We start from the raw sequence: 24,194 nt of genomic DNA, 5'->3' as shown, positions 1-24,194 counted from the left end.
AATTTAGATGATGAAACGCGCACGAAGGTACAAGAAATTATGAAACAAGTGGAAGATGGTTCCTTAACGCAAGAGGAGGTCGATACACAACTTAAAGAACTGGGAGTGTCTCTTTCTGATCATAAATTCATGAGAAAAGGCGATAAATTAGCAAATTTAGATGATGAAACGCGCACGAAGGTACAAGAAATTATGAAACAAGTGGAAGATGGTTCCTTAACGCAAGAGGAGGCCGATACACAACTTAAAGAACTGGGAGTGTCTATTCCTAATCATAATTTCATGAGAAAAGGGGATAAATTAGCAAATTTAGATGATGAAACGAAAAAAGAAGTTACAAAGTTAATTGAAAAAGCAAAAGTTCAAATGGAAGAACTAGGAGTGTATTTGCCTACAAAGTTCAATCAATTAATTGATTAAGCAAAGAAGACTATCTAACAATATTTTTCTATAAAATAAGATAATGGTAAGATGCTACTTTCGCCTGGAATTTATCAAAAGAGTAACAATTTTTAGATGAAGATGATGCTGAATTGAATTCTTATAAAAAATTTGTTAATATAAATATACAATTATGAGAGGACTGATGGATGAACAATGATGAACTAATCTATATTTTATGTTGAAATCAATAACTTCAAACTACAAAATATAGGATTAGTCTGTCCATTTTTATCAATCAATCAGTTTAAACTTTATTTGTCATGATTCCTATGGCAAAAAAGTCCTTATTCAATACCAGTGAAAGACTAATCCTTCCAATGACAAATTGGGAGGATTTTTTATTCTCTCATAAATAATTGAATCAATAAGGGGGAGAGAGAAATGGGCGATTCAGATACTATTGTTACGCATGTATTACTCCGTACAAGTCGATAATATCCATCAAACTTATGCGGAGAAATTTAGAATGGATGGATATGCCGACTTTGTATAAAAAGTAAAAAGTGTTGATATACAAAGGAGGAATTATCATGTCAATGATACAAGTTCAAAATTTAACTTTTTCTTATCCAAGCAGCTTTGACAATATTTTTGAAAATGTAAACTTTCAAATAGATACGGATTGGAAACTTGGGTTTATTGGTAGAAATGGGCGAGGTAAAACAACATTTTTTAATCTATTATTAGGGAATTATGAGTATAGTGGGAAAATCATTTCTTCAGTAGAATTTAATTATTTTCCTTATCCAGTTTCAGATAAAAACAAGTATACCTATGAAATTTTTGAAGAAATTTGCCCCCAAGCAGAAGATTGGGAATATCTTCGTGAAATAGCCTATCTAGATGTTGATGCCGAGGTTATGTATCGACCATTTAAAACATTATCAAATGGAGAACAAACGAAGGTGTTGCTTGCTGCTCTTTTTTTAACTGATGGTCAATTTTTATTAATTGATGAGCCGACCAACCATCTAGACACAGATGCTCGAAAGGTTGTCTCTGATTATTTAAGAAAGAAAAAAGGGTTTATTTTAATTTCACATGACAGAATCTTTTTAGATGGATGCGTTGATCATATCTTATCTATAAATAAGGCAAATATCGAAGTTCAAAGTGGTAACTATTCTTCTTGGAAGTTAAATTTTGATAGACAGCAAGACCATGAAGAGGCAACCAATCAGCGTTTACAAAAAGATATAGGGAGATTAATACAATCTTCAAAGCGCTCAGCAGGCTGGTCTAATCAAGTGGAAGCTTCCAAAAATGGCACAACAAATTCGGGTTCTAAGTTAGATAAGGGTTTTGTTGGACATAAAGCAGCAAAGATGATGAAGAGAGCGAAGAGCATAGAATCAAGGCAGCAAAAAGCTATTGAGGAAAAGTCAAAACTACTAAAAAATGTGGAAAAAACGGAGTCTTTAAAATTAGAACCATTGGTATTCCAGTCAAAAGAACTACTTGCTTTGGCAGATGTGTCTGTTCAATACGACGACCAAATAGTGAATCAGCCAATAAGCTTTAAAGTCGAGCAAGGTGATCGAATCGTACTTGATGGAAAGAATGGTAGCGGGAAAAGTAGTATCTTAAAACTCATTCTAGGAAATTCAATACAGCATACGGGCTCTATAAATATAGGTTCGGGGCTTATTATTTCCTATGTCCAACAGGATACTTCTCATTTAAAGGGAATGTTATCGGACTTTATTGAAGAGCATGACATTGATGAAACGTTATTTAAATCCATCCTACGCAAAATGGATTTTGATCGAATTCAATTTGAGAAAGATATAGGTCATTATTCTGGTGGACAAAAGAAAAAGCTACTTATAGCCAAGAGTCTATGTGAAAAAGCTCATTTATATATTTGGGATGAACCGTTAAATTTTATTGATATTTATTCGCGCATGCAAATTGAAGAGCTTATTCAAAGTTTTAATCCCACAATGGTGTTTGTTGAGCATGATCAGGCATTTCAACAAACTGTTGCAACAAAAACTATATGTATATAGTAATATGTTATTTAGTTGAAGAACGTAGCTAAAATGTACAAACTTTTTTATTACTATTAGAGAAGAATCCATTTTGATCAAATTTGTTTCAAAATGGATTCTTTCATTTATCGTAAAATACTGAAGATGGGTCAAAAGAATTTTTTCGTAACTAGTAAGTTATATTTCTTGGCTAGCTACCTGAACCTAGAGGGTTAAAGTATTTTAAATTCTTTCACTCTATTATTTAAGTCATCTGATAGCTGACGTAATGCGGTAATTTTCTCGACAACTATTTGAATGGCATACGTTTGTTCGTTTGTAGAAGCAGTTATTTCTTCTGTACCTGCCACATTTTCTTCAAGCATGTGATTTACATTTCCTACATGTTCAAGGACTTTCTCACCTAATCCTTTCGAATGTTTCATGCCTCGTGCTACTTCTTGAAGTTCGTCCATGATACTACGAACTTCTGTTTCAATACTTTCAAATGCTGATGTCGTTTCATACATGGAGGTTTTTTGTTTTTCTGCAATTTCAACACCTAGGCGTACTGAATCAGACATATTTTGCACACCTGCTTGGATAGCACCAACAATTCCGAAAATTTTCTCTGTGGATTTGCTTGTAGCTTCGGATAAATTACGTACTTCTTCTGCTACGACTGCAAAGCCTTTGCCATGTTCTCCTGCACGGGCTGCTTCAATAGAGGCGTTAAGTGCCAGTAAATTTGTTTGCGCTGAAATATCTGCAACAACCCCCGCCATTTCTTCGATACGAGCGGTATGCTCCATAAAGGTATTTGCTACATCATGAATGACTTTTACTGTGTTAATATTTTCTTCAATCATTTGCTGCTGAGAGAAAATGACTTCTTTTCCTTTATCAATTGCACCAACAGCTAGATTGCCATGATCAACGGAAACCGTTGAGCGATGCACGTTTTGATTGAAATCGGTATCCATTGTCTCGACAAGCTGCACAGTATGATGCAGTGAATTTGAAACGGATAGGGAATCTCTCGAAATTTTTTCGGTAGCGCTTGCAACATGTTCACTGATTTCAGCAAATAATTTATTTTCATGCTCTAAATCATTTGTAAATGTATCTATGTGTCCACTCACGTTATGAATCGCATCTAACAATTGCTTTAATTGATTCGTCATCGTATCAAATGAACGATTTAACACACCAATTTCATCATTCGTTTTATAATGAATAGGCTCAATCATAAGATTTCCAGACGCGATTTCATTGGCATTATGAGCCAGTTTACGAAGTGGTTTTGTAATATTTCTAATGATTAATACTGTAAAGACACTACCAAATAAAACTAATAGAATAATTCCAGCTAAAGATAATGTAATAACAAAGGTAATTTGCTGTGCTAAATCTTTTTGTATATCTTGGTAATGTTCATTAGCAAACAAGCCTAGTACATGTACATCATTTAGTATGCCTGCAATACGTGCTTCTTGTGTACGTACATTCGTAGCATTTTTATCGGTTACCGCCTGATTGGCTGCAGTTAAAAAGGCTTTCACTTTTCCTTGCAATTTATTGAAGGTTTTTTCACTTTCCTTATTATGTAATAAAGGTTCTATAATTGCTAGTTTATCGTTAATCGTACCTTCTAATTTTTTCAATGATTCTATTTGTTTATCTGTCACACTCTGTGGTTGAGCGACACCAATAGCTGTTGCATAGCTGCTTAGCTCATTTTGTGTATTTTTCAACTCGGACTCAATCACTTGAATATTGATAATTTTCGGTAAAATGTCCTGGTTCGATGATTGAATGCGTACCATCGCCATTATGACAATGGCGATAAGGGCAATCGAAACTGCAATGAGCGTAAATGAGTTTACTAATATTTTTTTATTTAATGACATTTTCCTTACTCCTCTTATTGGCCAAATTGCTGCTGTGATATTGTATTCAGTTCATCTTCAATCCTCGTTGCATTATCAATCACACGCACAGGTGCGAGTTTCATCGCTTTTTCTTTCATACCTAAAGCGACACGCTGCTGTCCAGTTGGTTTCTCTTTCGTATAATTTTCTATAAATTCATAAACGGCTACATCGATATTTTTTAACATAGAAGATACGACTGCTTTTTCTGCATATGTGTATTGATCTGTATCAACCCCAATCGCTAAAACGCCACTTTCTTGCGCTTGTTGTAGTAAACCAACGCCTGTATATCCTGCAGCTGCGTAAAGTACATCTGCCCCTTGTGTAATCATGTTAGCTGCCATGGTCTTACCAACCTTATCATCTGAAAATGTATCAGCATATGCCACAATCATTTCAATATTGGGATTGATGGCCTTTGCTCCGTCCGCAAAACCTTTTTCAAACTTTTCGATTACTGGGTCTACCATCCCACCTAGAAAAGCAACTTTTCCTGTTTTTGACGCCTTTGCGGCTAATGCGCCTGCCAAATAGCTACCCTCATTTTCTTTAAAGGTAATAGAATGAATATTTTTAACGTCTGATTCCGAATCAACTAGAACAAATTGTTGTTCTGGATTTGCTTTTGCAATTTTTTCTAAATCTTCTTGCAGAGAAAAACCAACTGCAAAGATTAAGTCATTGCCCTCTTCCATTAACTCTTTAATCCCTTTTTCATAGTTTGGCTCATTGCTAAGTTCACGGTAATCAAACACAATCCCAAGATTATCACGTGCCTCGATTAAACCTGCTACTGCTAAATCTGCAAACGACTGGTCACCGAGTCCAACGTCTGGTAGCATAATACCAACTTTGAATCTATCTTCTACTCGTAATTCTGTTGAAGCTTCATTTTGCGCTGAGTTGTTCCCACAAGCTGCTAATAATAGTCCTGCCGCCATTGTTATGGCAAATAAACTCTTCTTCATAATACTTACCCTCATTCACACTTATTTTTGCTTATACATCTGTTCTAGAAATTACAAAAATACCTAATTAAGTATATATGAAATTAAGTCAAAGTGCTTAATAACTTTTTTTGATTTGTAACGGTTATATATGTATTTTTACATTGAAAACCCTGGCTTCTAATACATTATAATGTTTTGCACTTTGTGAACCTCAAGTTTTTTCCTATGAAAAGGAGACACCCTTTAAAGCTTTACTCCATAGTTAGAAGATTTTACAAAAAAGAGAACGCAAGGTAAAATAATTATAATCCGAAAACAGAAAGGAGATTAGACTTTTATGCTAAAACTTATTATCGCAAATTAAATTCCAACGAATTTAATAAATTAGGACTATTCTATAATTCCAAGAAATTATAGGTTTATTAGCTATGTCCTTTTGCGATAATTGAGAGAAGCAAATATTGTCTAATCCATATAAGCAAATAATAAAGTATTAAATCAGACTAAGATGAAACAGAAGGTTTGATTTTCAATACTTTAGTTTGCGTATAAAAAGACTTTATGAGTTTAATCTCATAAAGTCTTTTGCTGTTTTAGGAGGTGATAATTCCCATAAAATACATGCAATGCAACAAGGTGATTGAAACAAAAATTGGAGGGAATTAAAATGGAAAAATATGAATTAGTAAGTGATTATCGAAATAATGAAAGCTTGAAAGAGAGTTTTAATGCCTTAGCAATGAAAACATTCAAGTTAGATTTTCGAGACTGGTATAACAAAGGGTATTGGAATGACACATATATACCATATTCGTTTGTTGATGAAGGTAAGATTGTCTCAAATGCTTCAATTAATAAAATGTCTGTAATTATTAATGATAAAATGTATAAAGGCATCCAGATTGGTACTGTAATGACGGATGAAGATTATCGCAATCAAGGTTTGGCTCGGCAATTAATGCAGCATATTATGAAAAAATATGAAAATAACTGTGATTTTATGTATCTTTTTGCGAATGATACTGTTTTAGATTTTTATCCGAAGTTTGGTTTTACACGTCTAAATGAAAGTGAGTTTAGCTTAGATCTAGCAAAAAGCTCAATTAAAATGAAAGTCAATGCGAAAGTTAAACAGCTTACTATTGAACAAGATCTTGTATTACTTGAAAAATTTGCGGAAAATCGCCATGTAAACTCAAGGAATTTAGATGTTGAGCATAATGAAAGTTTATTAATGTTTTATTTTACGATAGTATTTCATGAGGCTATTTTCTATTTGGAGGATTTAGAAACGATTGTGCTAATGGAGGAAGAAGAAGATACGCTGCATATTTTCGATATCATTTCGTTAAATGCTCACAATGTGGAAGCTGTATTAGCAAGCGTTGTAAAGAAAACAACGAAAACAGTGATATTTTATTTCACGCCTGATTTTACAATCGAGGGCATGACAGCAATCATTATGCCAAATGATGATGATGCATTATTCATTTTATCAAAAAAAGCATTGTTAAAAGGCAACTTTATGTTTCCATTAACATCACATTGTTAATTGGAGTGCAATTTCTATATTGGAGTTAGTATTGACGAGCTGCTCAGGTAAGTGGAAGAATCGCTCCGGTTCAAGTAAAAGTGCTCGGGTTAGCGTAAGAATCGCTCCGATCCAAGAAAAAGAGCTCAGGGTAGCGTAAGAATCGCTCTGATGCAAGTAAAAGTGCCCAGGTTAGCCGAAGAATCGCTCCGATCCAAGTAAAAGTGCTCAGGTAAGTGGAAGAATCGCTCCAATCCAAGTAAAAGTGCTCAGGTAAGTGGAAGAATCGCTCCGATCCAAGTAAAAGAGCTCAGGTTAGCGGAAGAATCGCTCAGGTCATCCCAAAATACGGAAGCAATTACGCCAAGGCGAAATAGATTAGTATGAATGTAACAGCAGAGCATCTACTTAAGCTTTTTCAAATTTGTTTTACTATCACAAAATTATCCAAGTGAACACGTATCCTAACCATGGATGCTTGTTTACTTGGATATATTTTTTATCCTTTTGTCTATCTGCTCATAAAACCGGCATCTGAAGTTTCCAAAAAGGGGAATATAAATTTCTTGATTTTGATAAAAGAATCGATTAATATTTACTTACCGGTCGGTAAAAAAGAATGAGCCTTTACTTTTTGAAAATATAAGGCTGAGGTTTTGTTTTCAATTATTAGATTTTAGAAGTTATAAATAGGGTGCTTAGGGGGGAACATTTATGACCAAACAGTTACAATCAAAACGTATTGAAGGGTTAGATTTTGCTAGAGCTTTGGCCATGTTTGGAATGCTTATAGTAAATTTTAAAATTATTATAGGAGCGGTAGGAAATGGGCCGGATTGGCTTATATGGTTTACTGGACTTTTTGAAGGAAGAGCGTCTGCCACTTTTGTTACACTTGCAGGTATTGGAGTTGCTCTAATGACAAGAAAAGCTAGAAATGAAGGTTCGCCTACCATTATTAAAGAAAATAGAATGAGTTTAAGGAAACGTTCCGCTTTTCTCTTTATTTTAGGTTTACTTTTATATGTGGCAGATTGGACTGGAGATATCCTACATTATTATGGTGTTTATATGCTGATCGCATCATTTCTTATCGTAGCTTCTACAAAGTTCATGATCATCCTATCTAGTATTTTCTTAATAATATCGCAAATCTTACAAGTAATAATGAATTATTTGAAAGGATGGCATCCTGAACAACCATTTATGGAATATCTTGATTTTTGGACAATTGAAGGTTTTCTAAGAAATCTTTTGTTTAATGGGTATCATCCAGTTTTCCCTTGGGTATGTTTCTTTTTGCTTGGAATGATCCTTGGTAGACTTGATTTATCGAAGAAAGCTATAAGAAATAAAATGTTGTTTATTTCTTTATTTTTACTTCTAACAATAGAGGTACTTTCAAAAGTGCTACTGCGATTATCTTTGTCGGTATTAGATGTAAGCAGTGCAGAGTATTTGTTTCAAACTGGACCAATTCCACCAAATATCTTATATATCCTATCAAATTCCGCTTCTGCGATAATTGTCATTGTTGCTTCCATTTATTTTTCAGAAAAGTTCGCTGGGCAATGGGTGACAAAATCACTTATTCAAACAGGGCAATTAACATTAACTCATTATGTCAGCCATGTATTTATTGGTGTTGGCCTATTAGCTTTAATAAATAGATTAGAGAACCAAACGTTAGCATTTTCACTAATATTTACGATAATTTTTTTTGTAGCGAGTATTTTATTCTCTGTTTTATGGAGTAGAAAATTTAAACGAGGACCTATTGAATGGGTTATGAGAAAAATAACAAATTAATAGTTTAGTAGTAGAGTATTACATACGCAAAGATAAGAAAAGCGTTCTTGTCAATTTGAACAGGAACGCTTTTTTACAACAGAAGCAGGTTTTAGTAGAAATTATTCAATCTAATAACCAACCATAGGATTCATCGGCAAAACTCTGAAGGTAATTCATGAATAAGCCTGCATGGTAACCATCACAAACAGCATGGTGCATTTGTAAAGAAACAGGAAGATAGACAGCATTATCCTTCTGCACAAATTTACCAGCAGTAATAATTGGTAAAAGGTAATTACCTCCATTATTAATATTAAGGTGAAAACCAGTAAATGAACACCAGGGAATCATTGAAATGTGAAAAATATTTTCAGGGATAGTGGATTTAGGAAATAAACTTATTCTACCGTTATATTTCTTTAAATCACTTTCGTAATTCTGATGAAACTGTTTAAAATTATTCGATGTTTCTGTCCAAATGCTCGAAAATGTCTCTGTTTCCTCATTGAAAATTGTGTAACTTGGATTTAGTTTTTCCCAATAACCTAATTCTCCCTGGCTATTAAAACACGTTCTAAATGCAATATTCGTGCTGACAGCTTTTGTCACCATGTAAATAAATGCTGGATAAAATTTAAAATTATTATCTTTTATGTTTTTATAGAGAACGCGAATATCTATTTCAGATGTCATACTAAATGTTGTTTGTTGGGTCATATAATGCTCAAAATACTCGTCTCGATGCCAGTTTTTTCGATCAATTTTATTGAAAATCATATTATTTGCCTCCTAAATATTGTTTATTTTTATTTAGGAGGCGATTTTCACTGCTTTTTTCATTCATTACACCCTCTATATAGTATTGACACGCTACTTAACATTCTATTTCCCTATTATATAGAAAAGAAGGCCTTTATAAAAGCTCCTTGTTGATTCGTTTTTTTTAGCAATCGACTTGTTCGTCTAATGTTTCACGTTATTATTGTAAGAAAACAACCGGACTGCTAGCAAAAGAGCCAGCAAGACCATTATGAGCCCTGACCAGCCTAGATTACCTACGGAGAAACTGCTAATCACCAGCCCCCCCGATAGCCGATCCAAGAGCGAAACCGAACTGGATAAACGAAGTGTTGACGCTAAGAGCTATATCAGGTGAGTGTGGTACTAAGGAAACCAAATACAACTGCTGAGCTGGGGAGGTTGCCCATGTTGCCACCATCCATATCATAATCAACGGAATGATAGCATAAATCAAGCCGTCTGCCCAAGACACAAGCAATAACATTCCGGCTTGGATGGAAAGACCAGTATAAATCACGAACTTCGGTCCTTTTTTATCAGCAATTACTCCTCCAAATTTGGAGCCGAAAAAACTGCAAAGACCAAAGATTAACAGAATTCCGGAAAGTGTAGCACCCGAAAATTTCGCACTTGCTTGTAAGTAGGGAGCGATGTAAGTAAACAACGTAGAGTATCCCCCAATATAGAACAGTGTAATGGCAAGAGCAAGAAGAATCTTTTTGTTTCTCAAAATTGACAGCTGCATTCCGATCGAAAAAGTTTTTTCCTCAGTAATAGACGAGACTTTAGTAAAGACTACCAGCAATGGAATCAATGTTAGTATTCCTATAAGGATGAATAATATTCTCCAGCCAACAACTTCGCTTAGAAACGTGCCTGCTGGAACACCAAGAACAAGAGAACTGCTTAAACCCATCAGAATAGTACCGATGGCTCGACCCCGATTCTGTACTACCACTAAACGAGTCGCCACAGCCATTGCAATAACAGTAGCAGCTCCACCGCTAACGCCTTGAATCACTCGCGCCAATAATATCATTTCATAAGAGAGACTAAAATAGACTAGGAAGCTACTTAGAATAAAAATACTGAGCATAATCAACAGTATTTTTTTACGATCTATCTGGATGGTTGCCGCTATCAAGATGGGGGCCCCAATCGCTGCTGATAGGGCGAACGCCGTAACTAGCGCTCCCGCAGAAGATGTAGTAATTCCAAGATCTGCTGCTACCATATGTAGAATTCCGCTTATAATATACTCAATTGTCCCGATAAGAAACACTGCTAGAGCAAGCAAATAAACAACCCATTTATTACTCATAGTCGATCCTTTCTTTCTTCAATAGGGATTTGGATTTCGATTAGACAAGTATCTGGCTCACCTGAAAGTGGCACATAGAAATCCCTTCCTGGTCGATGATCTCGAATGCGGTAGCCGTTGTGCTCAATCCATCTAGCGAGGTCTATGCAGGCTGTTTCGGAAAACGTTGAATCCGAACGGAACAATAATGTGGCTACTGTTTCCGAGGGAAGGAAACGTAGATTAAGATGCTCAGAAGGCTTTAGTGTGTCCTGTTTCACAGTATAGCCGACCTCAAGCTCAAAGGCATGGGTCGTGCTACCAGGAGTGTTCCATAGCACCGTCTGTGGACCAGATAAGGAAGATCTGAAGCGACTATCGAGAAGTCCATTGAAAGTTTCGAAAAGGATTGGAATATCATCAAGTGTTCCTAGCGAAGCATATGTAATCATGTGCATTTCTTCAACGAACTTAATAACAACTTCCTGTTCTTTATCCATCCTACCTTCACACTCAACAAGCTGTATTCGTTCTTTAACCCGTGCAAGCTTGGACCTTTCGATATCTAACAGTCTCTCGATTTCACTTTCTTTAAGTCTAAGCATGCCGCGAATCTGTTCAGCAGATATTTCTTCTTGAAGAAGTTGAGCGATTTGCTGAAGTGTAAACCCTAATTCTTTAAAAATGACGATTCGATTAATCTCTAGCAGCTGTTCAGAGGAGTAGTAACGATACCCGGTCGATTCATCAGTTTTTGTTGGCTTTAATATTCCGAGCTGATCATAATAACGTAGAGTTTGCAGTGGAATTCTGCTTAGCCTAGAAAATTCACTGATTTTAAACATTGTTTCACCTTTTCTTTTTATATTTCGGTATGAGTATATACCCTCTAGTTAGGTATAAAGTCAAGAGTTCAGACAAAATTTTTGAAGTGGATTTTATCTTCATTCAGCAAATGTTTTCTGTAGCGAAAGCGAGGCGGCAGATGTTTTATGCGCGTAAACGTAGCGACAGCAGCAGATACAGAAGACTCCTACCTCTACAGGTGATATCAAAAATCAGTTGTTATTAGATACTGGAAGTCACTTCTTACAACAGCAAAAATTGTTTCAAATGATTGTCTATTATGAGAGAATCCTGTTCGTTTTGTCCGATTCCAAAGCAATGTCCCCACTTAGATTCGATTGGCTGATAAATCGCATTAGGCATATGCTTCACTTCATATGCATTATCCTCAGAAGGAAAAAATAGATCGGTCGAGCCAGGCATAACAAGGGCATGTGCGGTAATACGGTTCAATGCCTGTCCAAAATTTCTATTGTCTAGAGGATTGGAGCTAATATCTCCATTAATTCCAGTACGGAGCATAGCAATTAAGTCGTTGGCATCGAAGGAAAGGAACACTTGATCCCAATAGTCTTCAAGATAGGCCTTTAACGTCGAGTATCCTTCCACCTGATAGAGCTGTTCTAAATAATATGACTGAGAAAACCCCCAAGGAGCATAAACACGTCCCATCGCGGCAAGTCCTCTTGTAGGCTGATGGGTATAGAAACCTTCCTTCCAGTTGGAATCTGCTTGCAATGCTGCGATAAGCCCCTCAAAAACAAGCTGTGCATGTGGTCTCGTCTTTGCGGTTCCGCCAAACGGTGCAATCTGCTCGACCATCTCAGGATAACTTGTCCCCCATTGAAAGGTTTGTAGCGCTCCGAGCGACCAGCCAACTACTAGGGCAATCTTCGTAATACCAAATTTCTCGGTTATGAGCCGATGTTGTAGCTGGACATTATCATAAATCGTAATGAGCGGGAAGTTCGCTCTGTCAAAAGGTGCTGGTGTATTGCTTGGGGAGGAAGATAGACCATTTCCCAACATATTTGGTACAATAATAAAATATTTATTTGGATCGAGAGCTTTACCAGGTCCAATCAACCACTCATTATCAGTATGCTGACCAGCAAACCAAGTAGGATAGACAATTACGTTTGATTTAGTAGAATTTAAAGTTCCATAGGTTTTATAGGCAAGAAAGGCTTGGGGCAACTTTTGACCCGATTGTAGCTCGACATCTCCCAATGAATAAATTTCGTAATCTTTCATTATGCAATTCTCCTTCGTTATACAAGATTTAATGTTGAAGCTTGATTTTTACTCTACGATACTGCTACTATCAAATCAACGAAACGTTTTTGATCATGATGTTCAATTTTTTTGAATTAAGAGGTGTTGTCTTAATGGAAATTCGCCAACTTAAAACATTCTGGACGCTTGCTTCCACACGCAGTTTTAGCCGCACTGCCGAAGTGTTGAACTATGTTCCGTCTACTGTAACCATGCAAATCAAGGCTTTAGAGGAAGAATTAGGAGTTAAGCTATTGGATCGCTTAGGCAAGAGTGTCGTTTTAACAGATGCAGGTCATCAGTTGTTGCCCTATGCCAATAAAATTTTAAATGATATAGAGGAGGCACGGTATGTCTCAAGTCAGAGCGGACAATTAACTGGTACGGTTACAATCGGTGCAGACGAAGTGCTTTGTACATACCGTCTACCTGCATTACTCCGGGTTTTTCGAGAACGATTTCCACACGTACGTCTCTTATTTAGACCCTTATCTAGTCACAATTTGAAACAGAGTCTGAGGGAAGGTAATGTCGATGTGGTCTTTATGCTGGATGAACCTATCATATCTGCGGATCTTCATACCGAGCTTTTATTGGATGAACCTTTTCTTATGGTTGTTTCCCCAAACCATCCATTAGCTGTATGCTCTATATTAAGTATAGAAGATTTTAACAAAGAGCATATTCTACTAAGTGAAAAGGGTTGCTCTTACCGAACTTTCTTCTATCGCACGTTATTGAGAAAAGGGGCAGACAGCTTGACCGAACTAGAGTTTAATAGTGTAGAGGCTATTAAACAATGTGCAATGGTTGGACTCGGTATTGCCTTACTTCCCGAAATGTCGCTTAAGGGAGAGTTAGAGCGAGGAGAACTAATCACTTTACCTTGGGATCTATCTGAAATACGATTTGCTACTCAAATGCTGTGGCATCAAGAGAAATGGATTTCACCATCAATGAAGGAATTTATCGAATTGGCAAGAAGTGTATTAAAATAGAGTATAGTGAAGAGCATATTTAATATCCCCGAATGTAAGGGTACAAATGTATTTTTTAAAGAAACAACATTCAGCCAAATATTGCAATCGAAATTATGAACGATAATTCAATTCTTTCTATGAGACATAAAAATTGAAATAATAAAAATTCGGTGTTTTTATACTCTGAATTTGGATTCTTCTTGATCTTATCTTCTATAACTGCCAAATGGTTATAGCTTAGAATCATTCTGTTTTAAATTTTAATTGGAGCTAGAATGCATGTTGTATTAAATTGACATTTTTAACGAAGCAACATGTACTCTAAACAACTTGTGGAGGAGATTTACATGATGGAATTATTTGATTGTGTAGTTATAGGTGCAGGTGGCACTGGTTTAAATGCAAGCTTGATTTTAGGGAGATCCCGCAAAAAAGTTGCTTTATTTGATAATGGAACAAATCGGAATCGTGTGACGCAGGAATCACATGGGTTTCTAACACGTGATGGGATTAAACCAGCAGAGTTTAAAGAAATAGCTATAAATGATGTAAAAAAATACCCATCAGTTCATTTTTATCAAAATACGGTTATGAATATAATAAAACAATCAAACGGACTGTTTAAAATTGAGACGTTGGAAGAGGTAGAGATTGTTGCAGAGAGAATAATATTGGCAACAGGGTGTTCAAGAGGAATTTCCATCGATTCCAGATATTAAAAATTATTATGGGAAAAGTCTATTCAGCTGCCCAACTTGCGATGGATGGGAGTTGAGAGATAAACCTCTAATTATCATTTCGGAGGATGAAGAACAAACCCTTTTTAAAGGAAAGCTTTTATATAACTGGTCAAAAGATTTAGTAATAGCTACAAATGGTTATGAAGTTTCTGCTCCAACATTGAATGAACTTCAAAGAAAAGATATAACTGTTATTACTGAACCTATTCATATCTTGAATGGTGAGGACGGTTATTTAAACAAAGTAGTGTTTAGTTCAGGACTTGAAATCGAAAGAGTGGGAGGATTTATTGTACCTAATTTTATGCGACCAAATCAATTCGCAGAGAAGCTTGGTTGTCAATTAAATGAAAATGGTAGCATTGTGGCAGATGAGGCAGGGCGAACGTCACAGGAAAATATTTATGCAGCGGGGGAGACAGCAAAATTAGGTCCGTCTTCATTAATAATTGCTGCTGCTGAAGGTTATAAAACCGCAATGGCAGTTGTTTTCGATAGTACAATTTAAAAATTTTATTTTAATTACGGATATTAAAGGTCTCTAATATTTATTGAAAGGGGAATTGTTGATTCAAATAAATAACACTTAAAGCATATTATATCTTTAAAATTTTTATTTCCATGAAGGGGGAAAAATTATGGCAATTGTTCATGTAACAACAAAACAGGAATTAGGAGAACACCTAAAAACTAAAAAAATGGTGATCATAAACTTTTGGGCTGAGTGGTGTAGTCCTTGTAAAATGTTCGGAATGGTTTTAAATCAACTTAATGAAGAGTGTAGTGATAAGGTGAAAATTATAAGGGTGAATGTTGACAAAAGCCCAGAGCTTGCGGCGAAATATCAGGTGCTTGGGATTCCTCATTCTCGTTTGATTATTCATAATAAATTACAAGAACCAATTGTCGGATATGTTCCTTTTGAAAATCTAAAGCAAATTATTGGAGTTTGATTCGTCATAAAAACAGGAGGAAATAAGATGGAGATTTTTGAGTGTGCAATTATAGGTGGAGGACCGGCAGGATTAAATGCAGCATTATTGCTAGGTAGAGCGAATCGATTAGTAGCATTGTTTGAAACAGATAATGACCACCTTGCATTCGAGCTTCAAGGAAGTATTTCAAGAAATGGAAATGCCTCTATTGAATTTATGCAAGAAGCAAAAGAAAAATTAAATCAATATCCAACTATTCATTCCATCGTTAGTCAAAGCGTTAGGGCTATTAAACAGTCAGACAATAAGCTTTTTAAAATTTATACAGAAGATGGCGAGAATTTTCTAGCTGAGAAAATTCTTTTGACAGATGGTACTAAAATACAGACAGCAATCCCAAATATTAAGCAATATTATAATAAAAGTATTTTTACTTCTCCATATGGCTATGGCTGGGAATTAAAGGATAGAAAATTGATTTATATAAATGAAACAGGTGATGTTGCAAGAACTGCTAAAATAATTTTTAATTTATCAAATGATTTAGTTGTGGCAACAAACGGTCATGAAATAAAGGAAAATGAAAAGAGAGAACTAGTAAATAAAGGGATAAATGTAATTACCGATAAGATTAAAGAAATGAAAGGACATAATGGGGTATTGAGTAGTGTCGCCTTTCAAGATGGGTTAGAAATTGAGCGGGAGGCAGGCTTTATTACCCCATCCATTTATACAACAAATTCCATTGGTCAAGGATTTTCTTGTGATTTAGATGAACATGGGTTAATCGTTGTTGATTATTTTGGAAGAACATCAGAAAAAAATGTGTATGCAGCTGGCGATGCTGCTCAGCCTGCACCAACAGAAATTGTTCTTTCAGAAGCAACGGGAATTCAAGTAGCAATAACAATTAATTCAGATATTTCAATTGAAAAATTTTAAATTTGTTACTTAAAGGAGCCTTATTTAGAATGATATCACAATTATCTTACTTCATGAGCGAAAATCCTTTAATCTTATTGATCCAGAAAAGTTTGAAACGACAATTGTTTCACGGCAAAAATAGTACGTTTCCAAAGCCATAAAAGGATACCTCGAAGTGAAATAAAATCATTGCTAGTAGTAGTAATGGCTTCATTTATATAAAATGTCTGCTTTTTATCATAGGCAGACATTTTTATATAGAGAGAAAACAATGCTAGCATTTATGGTAATATAGAACGCGATAAGTTATGCATGAGGAGGCTTGAATTAGGTGGTAGAACCTCTTTCACAAGAAGAAAGAAATTATTTATTATCTCTTGTTACAGAAGAACAGAGAATCTTTTTAGAGCATAAACTAAAACGAGGTAGGGAAACAATTTTCGGGAATTTTATGCTATCTGAAAAGGTTAGTGCACTCAAGTCGACAGATGAAATTGTTTTGTTAGAGGATGAGCAAAATGCCGCTGATTGGAAGATTATTAAATACCATGACTACGGGTTCAGAAATCGTGAGGGGAAGTGTGCATGTGGCCGTTCTTTGAGATACGAATTTACAGTACAACATTCTAAGACTTTAAAAACTATTACATATGGGAAGGTTCATCTTGTGGATTTTTTAAACCTACAGGTAAGAGATATAAATGAAGTTGTGAATGGATTAAGGATAATTGATCATGAACTAGATGAAATGTTAAGAAAAATAAGAATTAAAGACTATGGGTATAAAATTTTAGATGAATTATCTAACAAAATCAATATACCATTGGATATTCAGGAACATATAGAATATAAGGTACCATTATTAAATAGTCAGTTTAGGCGACTTTTGAAAATAATTAAAGATCAAGAGAAAAATAGACCAAAGGAATCGTTAAACGTAGATCATCTGAAGATTTATGAGAAGGTGAGCCTGCTAATTGATGAGCGACTTCAACAAGAAAAAAATGAACAACAATCTAGGGAACAAAGGTTAGTGGAAATTGTGAATAATCAGCTTCCTATCCATCCAACATTAAAAGAAACTGCTTATTGTCTAGTAAAGAATGGAGTCACAAGTTCTACTGAAATTAGTCATCTAATTAAAACCTATTATGATGTGGATAAACGAATTTCTAGAGGGAGACTGCAAAGACCTTATATTTATATGGATGTTGTATTGGCTTGTATGGAATATGCAAAACAAGGATTTCTTATTTTTGATGAAGAATCCTCAGCGATAGATGACTGCATTTTTTATATAGATACTCAAGAAATTCAAATTTATGATGAACAAGAAGAAATACAAATCACTCTTTTTTAACTAGCATTTTATCTAGAAGAATTAAATTTATACCACCCTGATTTTAGGTTTACTAATAATAGTTTTAAAAAGATTCTTTCGTTTACGTTTATTACATCAATAGGTAATTCAAAGAATCTTTTTTTGCTATAATCCTCTGATTTCACTTTTTAAGCCAGCTGCAAAAAAAGGTCCATTTAGTGTGATGGTTGATAATATCCTAGCCATTTCTTGTGGTGTTTCCCTTCTGTCACTAAGCAGCCATTGCTGAACTACACCAATATGTGCTGAAGCAATGTACGAAACAAGGTATTCTCTTGGAACAAGGATATTCTCTTGTTTTAGCGGACTTTCTTCACTCTCAAATAAAGTTTTCCACATAAAGTTTTTTAATTTGGTTTGAAAAGATAGGTCTCCATTTGGACCTAATACTGCCTTCATAAACCTTTTATTTTGCTCTAAAAATTCAAATATTAATATAGCAATTTCGAATGGCTTCAAGGTAGTGCCATTCGTATGAAGGTCAGCAATTAAATTATAAATATTTTGTTTTGCAATGTTTGACATCCCAAGCATGATTTCTTCTTGGTATCGATTCATTAAATCATATTTGTCTTGATAATGTGCATAAAAAGTCCCTCTATTTATTTTTGCTTTAGATGTAATATCCTTTACAGTTATTGAATCAAACCCCTTCTCTTCAATCAATTCAACCAATGCATCTTTAATAGCCTCAATTGTTCGAATAACACGTAAATCCGTGAAATTATCTTTCAAAAAAATCCCTCCAAAATTTTATCCGACACATGTATTCAATGTGTTCTGTAAACGACACTTTTCTTGTTTTTGATTATTGAATGGTTACAATCTCAATTTTATAATTTATTGTGTAATAAACAACAGGTTGTTCATTATTATAACTCAAAAAGAGGTGAGGTAAATGAAAATGCTTAAAAATAAACTGGTATGGCTTGCACCAATTATTGCATTGATCGTTGTTTTTATCTTTTCACTAACATTATTTCCTTCTGTGCAACCAACACCGAAAAATTTACCGATAGCAATTGTAAATGAAGATCAGGGAATTGAAGTTCCAAATCAAGCAAAAATGATTATGGGTAAAACAATTGTTGAAATGATACAAACTACTTCTGGAACACCATCAAAAGATGAAGAGCCTGCTATAAAGTGGATTGTAATAAAAAGCACAGAAGAGGTACAAAAGGGTTTAGATAAGCAAAAATATTATGCAGCATTAGTAATTCCTAAAGATTTTAGTAACAAACAAGCATCTCTACGTACTCCTGTGCCCTCCAAGCCAGAAGTACAAATATTAATTAATCAAGGCATGAATAGTGCAGCCTCTACAATGGCAGGGCAAATACTGAACGGGATAGTTGATAATATGAACAATCAAGTTCGCACGCAGCTACTAGAAGGGTTCAAAGCACAGGGAGGAACATTGACAGTAGAACAGGCATCCGCCTTAGTAACACCTATTTCAAAAGTGGTCTCAAATGTCAACGAGATCGGAGAAAATAGTGCTAATGGCAATGCTCCTGTTTCTTTATTTCAACCTTTATGGATGGCTATTTTGGCTAGTACAGCTATTTTGTTTATTGTTGTAAATAAACTCCAAATTAGTACGCGAAGAGAGAGTCTTTCAGCAAAGATTGGGCAAATATGTATAGGAGCAATTGTTGCCCTTGTAGTAGGATTTGGGTTTACCTGGATCGCTGATGAGATGGTAGGAATCCATATACCTGCATATATGGATACAGCCTTATTTTTATCTATTACATCTTTTAGTTTCTTTTTATTAATATCTGCGGTTCTTTCATGGTTTGGCATAAAAGGAATAGCTATTTTTGCTTTAATGCTATTCTTTGGCGGACCATTACTTGCACTCCCTCGGGAAATGATGTCCTCCTTTTATCGTGATTGGGTGTATGCCTGGTTACCAATGCGGTTTATGACTGAGGGCTTACGGGAGCTATTTTTCTTTGGAAAAGAATTGTCTTGGAACACTTCTGTATCAGCGCTTGTTTGGATTGGCATTATTAGTATGTTTATCATACTAGCATCTTCGTTAAGGATTTCTGTAAGTAAAGAGGAAGCAACACAGGAATAGTAGCAATTTGGCAAAACAAAATTTCACTCATTAATTTGAGGCTTTGGTGAAATAGGTCGCTAATATTCTTAAGCTAAAAAACACTTTATATTTACTGTGTTTTTTTACCAACCATTTTAGGCAGTCGTCTTTTTGAAAGGGGCTGTTCAATTAACACTATGAAGTCACATCTACTATGTACTGCACCCCAACTGTTAGATTTTTGGTCTAACTTTTGGGATTCACTACAAATAAGGTGTGGCTTTTACTATTTGAATAATAAATCAGTAGCAGCAATTATCAGTTGACAGAATGGAGTTGGTGAGATTAATATTTTAATTAATAAAATATTTTATGAACTTAAAATATTTAATTATTTAAATTGTTGGGGTGTGTTTATGTTAAAAGAAAGAATGAAGAATATTTTTCAAACATTAGATCAGATAAATTATGCTTTGCTTAATCACTATGAAGAAGTACTTGAACATAAATTAACGTCAAAGCAAGCCTTGATTATGGAGCATGTACATGTTCATGGAACTTTAACAGTGAATGAATTGGCTGAAAAGATGAATATGTCAGCTAGTGCAATTAGTCAATTACTGTCTAAATTAGAGAGCGGACATTACATTGAGCGGGCAATTAACCCAGAATCCAGACGTAAAATTGATGTAACACTTGGCTCGAAAGGTGAAGAGCTATATAAACTGTATGAAGAGGTGGATAAACAGGTAGTTTCAAAATACTATTCTAAGCTAGATGATGAAGTAATCAATCAATTTGAGTATGTAGTGAACAAGATTTACGAGGTGATTATAGAAGAACAAAAAAGTTAAGGGAGAGTAGCTTTTATGAATTGGGTGTACATGATTATTGTATTTATTATCTGCATACCTGGTATTTATTATATGTATCAATCAGAAAAAATTTATATTAAAGAAGATGATGTAACTGATCGGCAACGATTAATAATTCATATTCTTACTGCCATTATTTTTTCAGCGATAGGTGCTTTTATTGTACCTAAGATTGATGTAGTGCAACAAATAGAGGCTATAAAGATAATTTCATATGGCTTCGGTTTAGGAGTTATTTGTTCTATTGGTAATTTACTATTCTACTATATGTACTTTGTACCTAATTTGACAAGAGAAGAATATTATAAAATTGAAAACTATTATGTTAATGCAGGTATTTTAAGCCGTGTATTTTATGGAGGAATTATAGAGGAAGTCATATTTAGATGGAGTTTACTTAGCTTGTTTATTTGGTTGTGTCAATTAGTGAATTTAAACAATGAGACTAGCGTATGGATAGCAATCACTTTTTCAAGTATTTTATTTGCTCTCATCCATATACCATCTATAAAGCTTGTTACCAGTAAGCCAAAAACATCCATGTATGTGTATGCTATTTTCGGAAATATTTGGGTGGGTGTTTTTGCAGGAGCAGCCTTTGTTTATGGAAGTTTAGTAGCGGCTATAATAGTCCATATGCTTTTTCATTTACTATGGTGGCCTATTCAAATTCGTGAATATGCTAAATTACAATGATTTAACTTAGGATAATTAACAATAAAAAGAGTACGATGAAGTATCTGTTCAGAAGGGCAAGAAGTATTGATGAAAAATTCTATGGGAGAAAAAGTATAGGAAATTGATTACAAGCATAATTGGAAGCAAGGTTCAACAGCTATGAAACTGAAATCGAGAACATATTAGGTGGCTTTATTCATCAAAGATGTGAAAATATTCAGTTACCCAACTAATTTTAAGCTGCTATTTTAGCTCATAATAACGAAATTAAAAGGATCACATGGAGGTTAGTGACCCTTTATAAATATTAGAAAGGAAAGGCTATTTCTTTAATTCTAAGCATTAGAGACTCTATTGGATATTATCAATAAGCTCTTACGAAACTAGTACAGACAATAATTAGAAGACTAAGAAGAATAACAAGTAGTGTTAGATTTAATAAATAAAAGGCTTTTTAGATTAATACATGAAAGATGCGCCAACAATAATTAGAAGAATAAATAAAACAACAATTAGGACGAATGATGAGCCGTTATAACCGCTGTTGCCGCCGTAATAGCAATTGTTATTTATGCCTCCTACATTACCATAGTATCCCATAAAGTATTCCTCCTTTTATGATCTATAATATGTATAGCTGTAGAAAATTTAAGAGGTACTCATCCAATAAAAAAACATTTAGAAATAAAATAGGATTGTTCTTTTTGTTAAGAGATTATAAACAATAATGAGCTTTTTCCTTCAAGGAAATAAATTAGATGCTATTTAAATGGCATATCTACTTGGGTTTGGTTTTTATGTATAAAAAAAGACAATGGGCGAGGTGAGAGTTTACTACATCAAGCCCATTGTATGTAAGTATAAATTACTGTAATTGTAGAGGGGATGGTGCTTAGAAAATGCACTAACGTTTTTAGCTTTCATCAATCAAAGGTTTCATTTTAGGTGAGTATTTGGTCATTGATTACATAATATAATTTAGTTTATTTTTTCATTTTCTGGCTCCAAATGAATAAGAATATTGGCATTTTGATAGATATTTTTAATCCTTTCTTCTATACGATCGCAGAGATTATGAACTTTTTCTATGCTATTTTGCGATTCTACTACTAAATGAAAATCGATATATTCCTCAGCACCCGATCGTCTTGTTCTGAAATCATGATACTCAATATATTCATCTTTAAATGTTTCAATAATTTGTATAATTTCTCTTTCTTCTTCATTTGACAATCTAGCATCCAATAGTGGAGGAAATGCTTCTTTCATCATTTTAAAAGCCTCTATCATAATAAAACATGCTAATACTATACCTATAATAGGATCTAAAATATACCAACCAGTTAAATGGACAATTAATAAACTCAAGGCAACTCCTAATGAAGTATAGACATCTGTAAGTAAATGTAGTGCATTTGATTTCATTGCGACCGAATTAGTATTTTTAGCAGTTCTATATACAATTCTTGATACAAAAATATTAATTATGGCGCCTAATATCATGACTAATATACCTAATATTGGAAGTCTTATTGGGGTAGGTGTAATAATTTTATGAATACATTCATAGATAATCCAAATTCCTGCAACAAAAATTAAAAGAGTTTCAATCGTTCCAGAAATATTTTCAACCTTACCATGTCCATACGGGTGTTCTTTATCTGCTGGTTTATTGGAAATTCTGACAGAGAAAAAAGCAATTAACGAAGCAAGCAAATCTAAAAATGAATGGATTGCCTCTGATAAAATTGCCACTGATCCTGTGAACAAACCAACAATAATTTTTAAAATAACAATAGTAGAATTACTAATAACTGATAAAAAAGCGATTTTTGAAGAATTCACATTGAAATACCTCCTAATGAGTATGAATTTATGATAACAGCCACACTCCATGTGGGTCTATAGCAACGTTTTTTCCCAATATCTATTAATTAATGCAAACGAAAAAATGTTGGATTAGACAAAGTTTTTTTAAATTCCACATAACCCAAAAGCTATGATCTAAAATATTAGGAGCAATGAGGGAGGGTTAAAAGCTTTAAATTGTCCTAACTGTTCTGTAGTGAAATAAAATCCTCCAATAATCTTTTCCATAAAATTGAAATGGGTGTAAATGTATAACCTTAACTGCAACAAATGCCGTAAATATAGTAAAAATGATGCCAATAGTACATGGATTAGCAAAAAAAATAATATCCATTTACATTTATGTACCATATTAGGGGATAGGTTGTACGAAGATAGTTGAAGACCATCTTTTTATGGATGGTCTTCAAAAAAGCTACTAAGAACTATTATCGTTAATTCTTTATAGCTAAGCCACTAAAAGAAATGGGACCAACTATGTTTGCTTGTGTGTTAGGAGTGATATTTTCAACAGTAAGTTGATAGAAGTTGGCACCAGCTATTAAATTGGAATCAATGGCTTGAAATGTAAAGGTATAGGTTTGCTCTGAACCAGTTGATTCTACTCCATCTTGCGTATTAAAGATTTCTTTCCCATTACGGAAGATTCTAAATACAATTTGAGAAATATTTGTAATGCCTTCCACACCCACGGTTGAAACTAGCTCAACGAGATTATTTCTTGTAGCAGTGGAGGGGATGTTTATTTGAATTGAGGCTAAAACAACCCTAAATGGAGCTTGCGGAATTGTAAAAGCATTTCCTGGGTTAAAACTACTTAAAGGTTCAATTGCTTTGTAATCAAGAATTTGCACCATTTTATCACCTCCTTTTGGTTTGATATTATAAGATATGTTTTCTGATAGAGCTTGATTGTTTAG

Annotated in this window: 19 protein-coding genes and 3 pseudogenes; 12 read left to right on the top strand and 10 right to left on the bottom strand. The window is 34.4% G+C overall.

Features of this window, described 5'->3' with window-relative positions:
• Both AC3WOM_RS18990 and AC3WOM_RS18985 read left to right on the top strand, forming a co-directional pair.
• Window positions 1-420: pseudogene (locus AC3WOM_RS18990) on the top strand (hypothetical protein); the annotation flags it as partial.
• Window positions 421-974: 554 nt separating this feature from the next.
• The gene (locus AC3WOM_RS18985) at window positions 975-2,453 is read left to right on the top strand and encodes an Lsa family ABC-F type ribosomal protection protein (RefSeq protein WP_492447949.1); all 1,479 of its coding nucleotides are present in this window, start codon (window positions 975-977) and stop codon (window positions 2,451-2,453) included.
• 194 nt (window positions 2,454-2,647) lie between these two features.
• Here AC3WOM_RS18985 and AC3WOM_RS18980 read toward each other — a convergent pair whose 3' ends face one another.
• Together AC3WOM_RS18980 and AC3WOM_RS18975 are read right to left on the bottom strand one after the other, a co-directional pair.
• Entirely contained in the window at window positions 2,648-4,324 is a 1,677-nt protein-coding gene (locus tag AC3WOM_RS18980) for a methyl-accepting chemotaxis protein (RefSeq protein WP_492447948.1), read from the bottom strand.
• 14 nt (window positions 4,325-4,338) lie between these two features.
• On the bottom strand, window positions 4,339-5,316 hold the full coding sequence (locus AC3WOM_RS18975) for a BMP family lipoprotein (protein WP_492447947.1): 978 nt from the start codon (window positions 5,314-5,316) through the stop codon (window positions 4,339-4,341).
• A gap of 649 nt (window positions 5,317-5,965) precedes the next feature.
• Here AC3WOM_RS18975 and AC3WOM_RS18970 point away from each other — a divergent pair.
• Together AC3WOM_RS18970 and AC3WOM_RS18965 are read left to right on the top strand one after the other, a co-directional pair.
• Complete coding sequence (locus AC3WOM_RS18970; RefSeq protein WP_492447946.1) at window positions 5,966-6,850, top strand: GNAT family N-acetyltransferase; 885 nt, start codon at window positions 5,966-5,968, stop codon at window positions 6,848-6,850.
• Between the two features lie 693 nt (window positions 6,851-7,543).
• The gene (locus tag AC3WOM_RS18965) at window positions 7,544-8,638 is read left to right on the top strand and encodes a DUF418 domain-containing protein (RefSeq protein ID WP_492447945.1); all 1,095 of its coding nucleotides are present in this window, start codon (window positions 7,544-7,546) and stop codon (window positions 8,636-8,638) included.
• 105 nt (window positions 8,639-8,743) lie between these two features.
• Here the strand turns inward: AC3WOM_RS18965 and catA are convergent, their stop codons facing one another.
• From catA to AC3WOM_RS18945, 4 genes and pseudogenes are all read right to left on the bottom strand, one after another.
• Window positions 8,744-9,397, bottom strand: coding sequence for a type A chloramphenicol O-acetyltransferase (catA, locus tag AC3WOM_RS18960; protein ID WP_492447944.1), 654 nt, complete (start codon window positions 9,395-9,397; stop codon window positions 8,744-8,746).
• A 186-nt stretch (window positions 9,398-9,583) separates the two neighbouring features.
• A pseudogene (locus AC3WOM_RS18955) lies at window positions 9,584-10,742 on the bottom strand (MFS transporter).
• On the bottom strand, window positions 10,739-11,566 hold the full coding sequence (locus AC3WOM_RS18950) for a MerR family transcriptional regulator (protein ID WP_492447943.1): 828 nt from the start codon (window positions 11,564-11,566) through the stop codon (window positions 10,739-10,741). Before AC3WOM_RS18950 ends, AC3WOM_RS18955 begins: the two are co-directional and overlap by 4 nt.
• A 244-nt stretch (window positions 11,567-11,810) precedes the next feature.
• A complete protein-coding gene (locus AC3WOM_RS18945) occupies window positions 11,811-12,821 on the bottom strand; it encodes an alpha/beta fold hydrolase (protein ID WP_492447942.1) in 1,011 nt (336 codons plus the stop codon).
• Between the two features lie 134 nt (window positions 12,822-12,955).
• Between AC3WOM_RS18945 and AC3WOM_RS18940 the strand changes: the two genes are divergently transcribed.
• The 5 genes and pseudogenes from AC3WOM_RS18940 to AC3WOM_RS18920 all read left to right on the top strand — a co-directional run bounded on the left by AC3WOM_RS18940 (window position 12,956) and on the right by AC3WOM_RS18920 (window position 17,781).
• On the top strand, window positions 12,956-13,840 hold the full coding sequence (locus tag AC3WOM_RS18940; RefSeq protein WP_492447952.1) for a LysR family transcriptional regulator: 885 nt from the start codon (window positions 12,956-12,958) through the stop codon (window positions 13,838-13,840).
• 332 nt (window positions 13,841-14,172) lie between these two features.
• Window positions 14,173-15,070, top strand: a pseudogene (locus tag AC3WOM_RS18935) (NAD(P)/FAD-dependent oxidoreductase).
• 130 nt (window positions 15,071-15,200) lie between these two features.
• Complete coding sequence (locus tag AC3WOM_RS18930) at window positions 15,201-15,515, top strand: thioredoxin family protein (RefSeq protein ID WP_427543527.1); 315 nt, start codon at window positions 15,201-15,203, stop codon at window positions 15,513-15,515.
• 27 nt (window positions 15,516-15,542) lie between these two features.
• Window positions 15,543-16,439 carry an NAD(P)/FAD-dependent oxidoreductase gene (locus AC3WOM_RS18925; protein ID WP_492447941.1) on the top strand — a complete coding sequence of 299 codons (897 nt, stop codon included), beginning with the start codon at window positions 15,543-15,545 and terminating at the stop codon, window positions 16,437-16,439.
• A 313-nt stretch (window positions 16,440-16,752) separates the two neighbouring features.
• Window positions 16,753-17,781, top strand: coding sequence for a hypothetical protein (locus AC3WOM_RS18920; protein ID WP_492447940.1), 1,029 nt, complete (start codon window positions 16,753-16,755; stop codon window positions 17,779-17,781).
• A 126-nt stretch (window positions 17,782-17,907) separates the two neighbouring features.
• Here the strand turns inward: AC3WOM_RS18920 and AC3WOM_RS18915 are convergent, their stop codons facing one another.
• Window positions 17,908-18,537, bottom strand: a complete 630-nt coding sequence (locus AC3WOM_RS18915; RefSeq protein WP_492447939.1) for a TetR/AcrR family transcriptional regulator — start codon at window positions 18,535-18,537, stop codon at window positions 17,908-17,910.
• A 169-nt stretch (window positions 18,538-18,706) separates the two neighbouring features.
• Between AC3WOM_RS18915 and AC3WOM_RS18910 the strand changes: the two genes are divergently transcribed.
• The 3 genes from AC3WOM_RS18910 to AC3WOM_RS18900 all read left to right on the top strand — a co-directional run bounded on the left by AC3WOM_RS18910 (window position 18,707) and on the right by AC3WOM_RS18900 (window position 21,423).
• Window positions 18,707-19,891, top strand: a complete 1,185-nt coding sequence (locus AC3WOM_RS18910) for a YhgE/Pip domain-containing protein (protein WP_492447951.1) — start codon at window positions 18,707-18,709, stop codon at window positions 19,889-19,891.
• A 377-nt stretch (window positions 19,892-20,268) separates the two neighbouring features.
• Window positions 20,269-20,706, top strand: coding sequence for a MarR family winged helix-turn-helix transcriptional regulator (locus tag AC3WOM_RS18905; protein ID WP_492447938.1), 438 nt, complete (start codon window positions 20,269-20,271; stop codon window positions 20,704-20,706).
• Between the two features lie 15 nt (window positions 20,707-20,721).
• The gene (locus AC3WOM_RS18900; protein WP_492447937.1) at window positions 20,722-21,423 is read left to right on the top strand and encodes a CPBP family intramembrane glutamic endopeptidase; all 702 of its coding nucleotides are present in this window, start codon (window positions 20,722-20,724) and stop codon (window positions 21,421-21,423) included.
• 441 nt (window positions 21,424-21,864) lie between these two features.
• Here the strand turns inward: AC3WOM_RS18900 and AC3WOM_RS18895 are convergent, their stop codons facing one another.
• From AC3WOM_RS18895 to AC3WOM_RS18885, 3 genes are all read right to left on the bottom strand, one after another.
• Complete coding sequence (locus AC3WOM_RS18895; RefSeq protein WP_427543563.1) at window positions 21,865-21,978, bottom strand: YjcZ family sporulation protein; 114 nt, start codon at window positions 21,976-21,978, stop codon at window positions 21,865-21,867.
• A gap of 405 nt (window positions 21,979-22,383) precedes the next feature.
• Window positions 22,384-23,301, bottom strand: a complete 918-nt coding sequence (locus AC3WOM_RS18890; protein WP_427543504.1) for a cation diffusion facilitator family transporter — start codon at window positions 23,299-23,301, stop codon at window positions 22,384-22,386.
• A gap of 407 nt (window positions 23,302-23,708) precedes the next feature.
• Window positions 23,709-24,131, bottom strand: a complete 423-nt coding sequence (locus AC3WOM_RS18885) for an exosporium protein C (RefSeq protein WP_427543501.1) — start codon at window positions 24,129-24,131, stop codon at window positions 23,709-23,711.
• Between the last annotated feature and the right edge of the window lie 63 nt (window positions 24,132-24,194).

Source organism: Lysinibacillus sp. FW301-JW8, from assembly GCF_058788755.1.
This window is presented reverse-complemented; position numbering and strand designations above follow the sequence as displayed.

Coding starts and splice junctions, on each gene's coding strand:
- AC3WOM_RS18985 (WP_492447949.1), top strand. CDS start 975: ATGTCAATGATACAAGTTCAAAATTTAACTTTTTCTTATCCAAGCAGC.
- AC3WOM_RS18980 (WP_492447948.1), bottom strand. CDS start 4,324: ATGTCATTAAATAAAAAAATATTAGTAAACTCATTTACGCTCATTGCA.
- AC3WOM_RS18975 (WP_492447947.1), bottom strand. CDS start 5,316: ATGAAGAAGAGTTTATTTGCCATAACAATGGCGGCAGGACTATTATTA.
- AC3WOM_RS18970 (WP_492447946.1), top strand. CDS start 5,966: ATGGAAAAATATGAATTAGTAAGTGATTATCGAAATAATGAAAGCTTG.
- AC3WOM_RS18965 (WP_492447945.1), top strand. CDS start 7,544: ATGACCAAACAGTTACAATCAAAACGTATTGAAGGGTTAGATTTTGCT.
- catA (WP_492447944.1), bottom strand. CDS start 9,397: ATGATTTTCAATAAAATTGATCGAAAAAACTGGCATCGAGACGAGTAT.
- AC3WOM_RS18950 (WP_492447943.1), bottom strand. CDS start 11,566: ATGTTTAAAATCAGTGAATTTTCTAGGCTAAGCAGAATTCCACTGCAA.
- AC3WOM_RS18945 (WP_492447942.1), bottom strand. CDS start 12,821: ATGAAAGATTACGAAATTTATTCATTGGGAGATGTCGAGCTACAATCG.
- AC3WOM_RS18940 (WP_492447952.1), top strand. CDS start 12,956: ATGGAAATTCGCCAACTTAAAACATTCTGGACGCTTGCTTCCACACGC.
- AC3WOM_RS18930 (WP_427543527.1), top strand. CDS start 15,201: ATGGCAATTGTTCATGTAACAACAAAACAGGAATTAGGAGAACACCTA.
- AC3WOM_RS18925 (WP_492447941.1), top strand. CDS start 15,543: ATGGAGATTTTTGAGTGTGCAATTATAGGTGGAGGACCGGCAGGATTA.
- AC3WOM_RS18910 (WP_492447951.1), top strand. CDS start 18,707: ATGCTTAAAAATAAACTGGTATGGCTTGCACCAATTATTGCATTGATC.
- AC3WOM_RS18905 (WP_492447938.1), top strand. CDS start 20,269: ATGTTAAAAGAAAGAATGAAGAATATTTTTCAAACATTAGATCAGATA.
- AC3WOM_RS18900 (WP_492447937.1), top strand. CDS start 20,722: ATGAATTGGGTGTACATGATTATTGTATTTATTATCTGCATACCTGGT.
- AC3WOM_RS18890 (WP_427543504.1), bottom strand. CDS start 23,301: ATGGAGTGTGGCTGTTATCATAAATTCATACTCATTAGGAGGTATTTC.
- AC3WOM_RS18885 (WP_427543501.1), bottom strand. CDS start 24,131: ATGGTGCAAATTCTTGATTACAAAGCAATTGAACCTTTAAGTAGTTTT.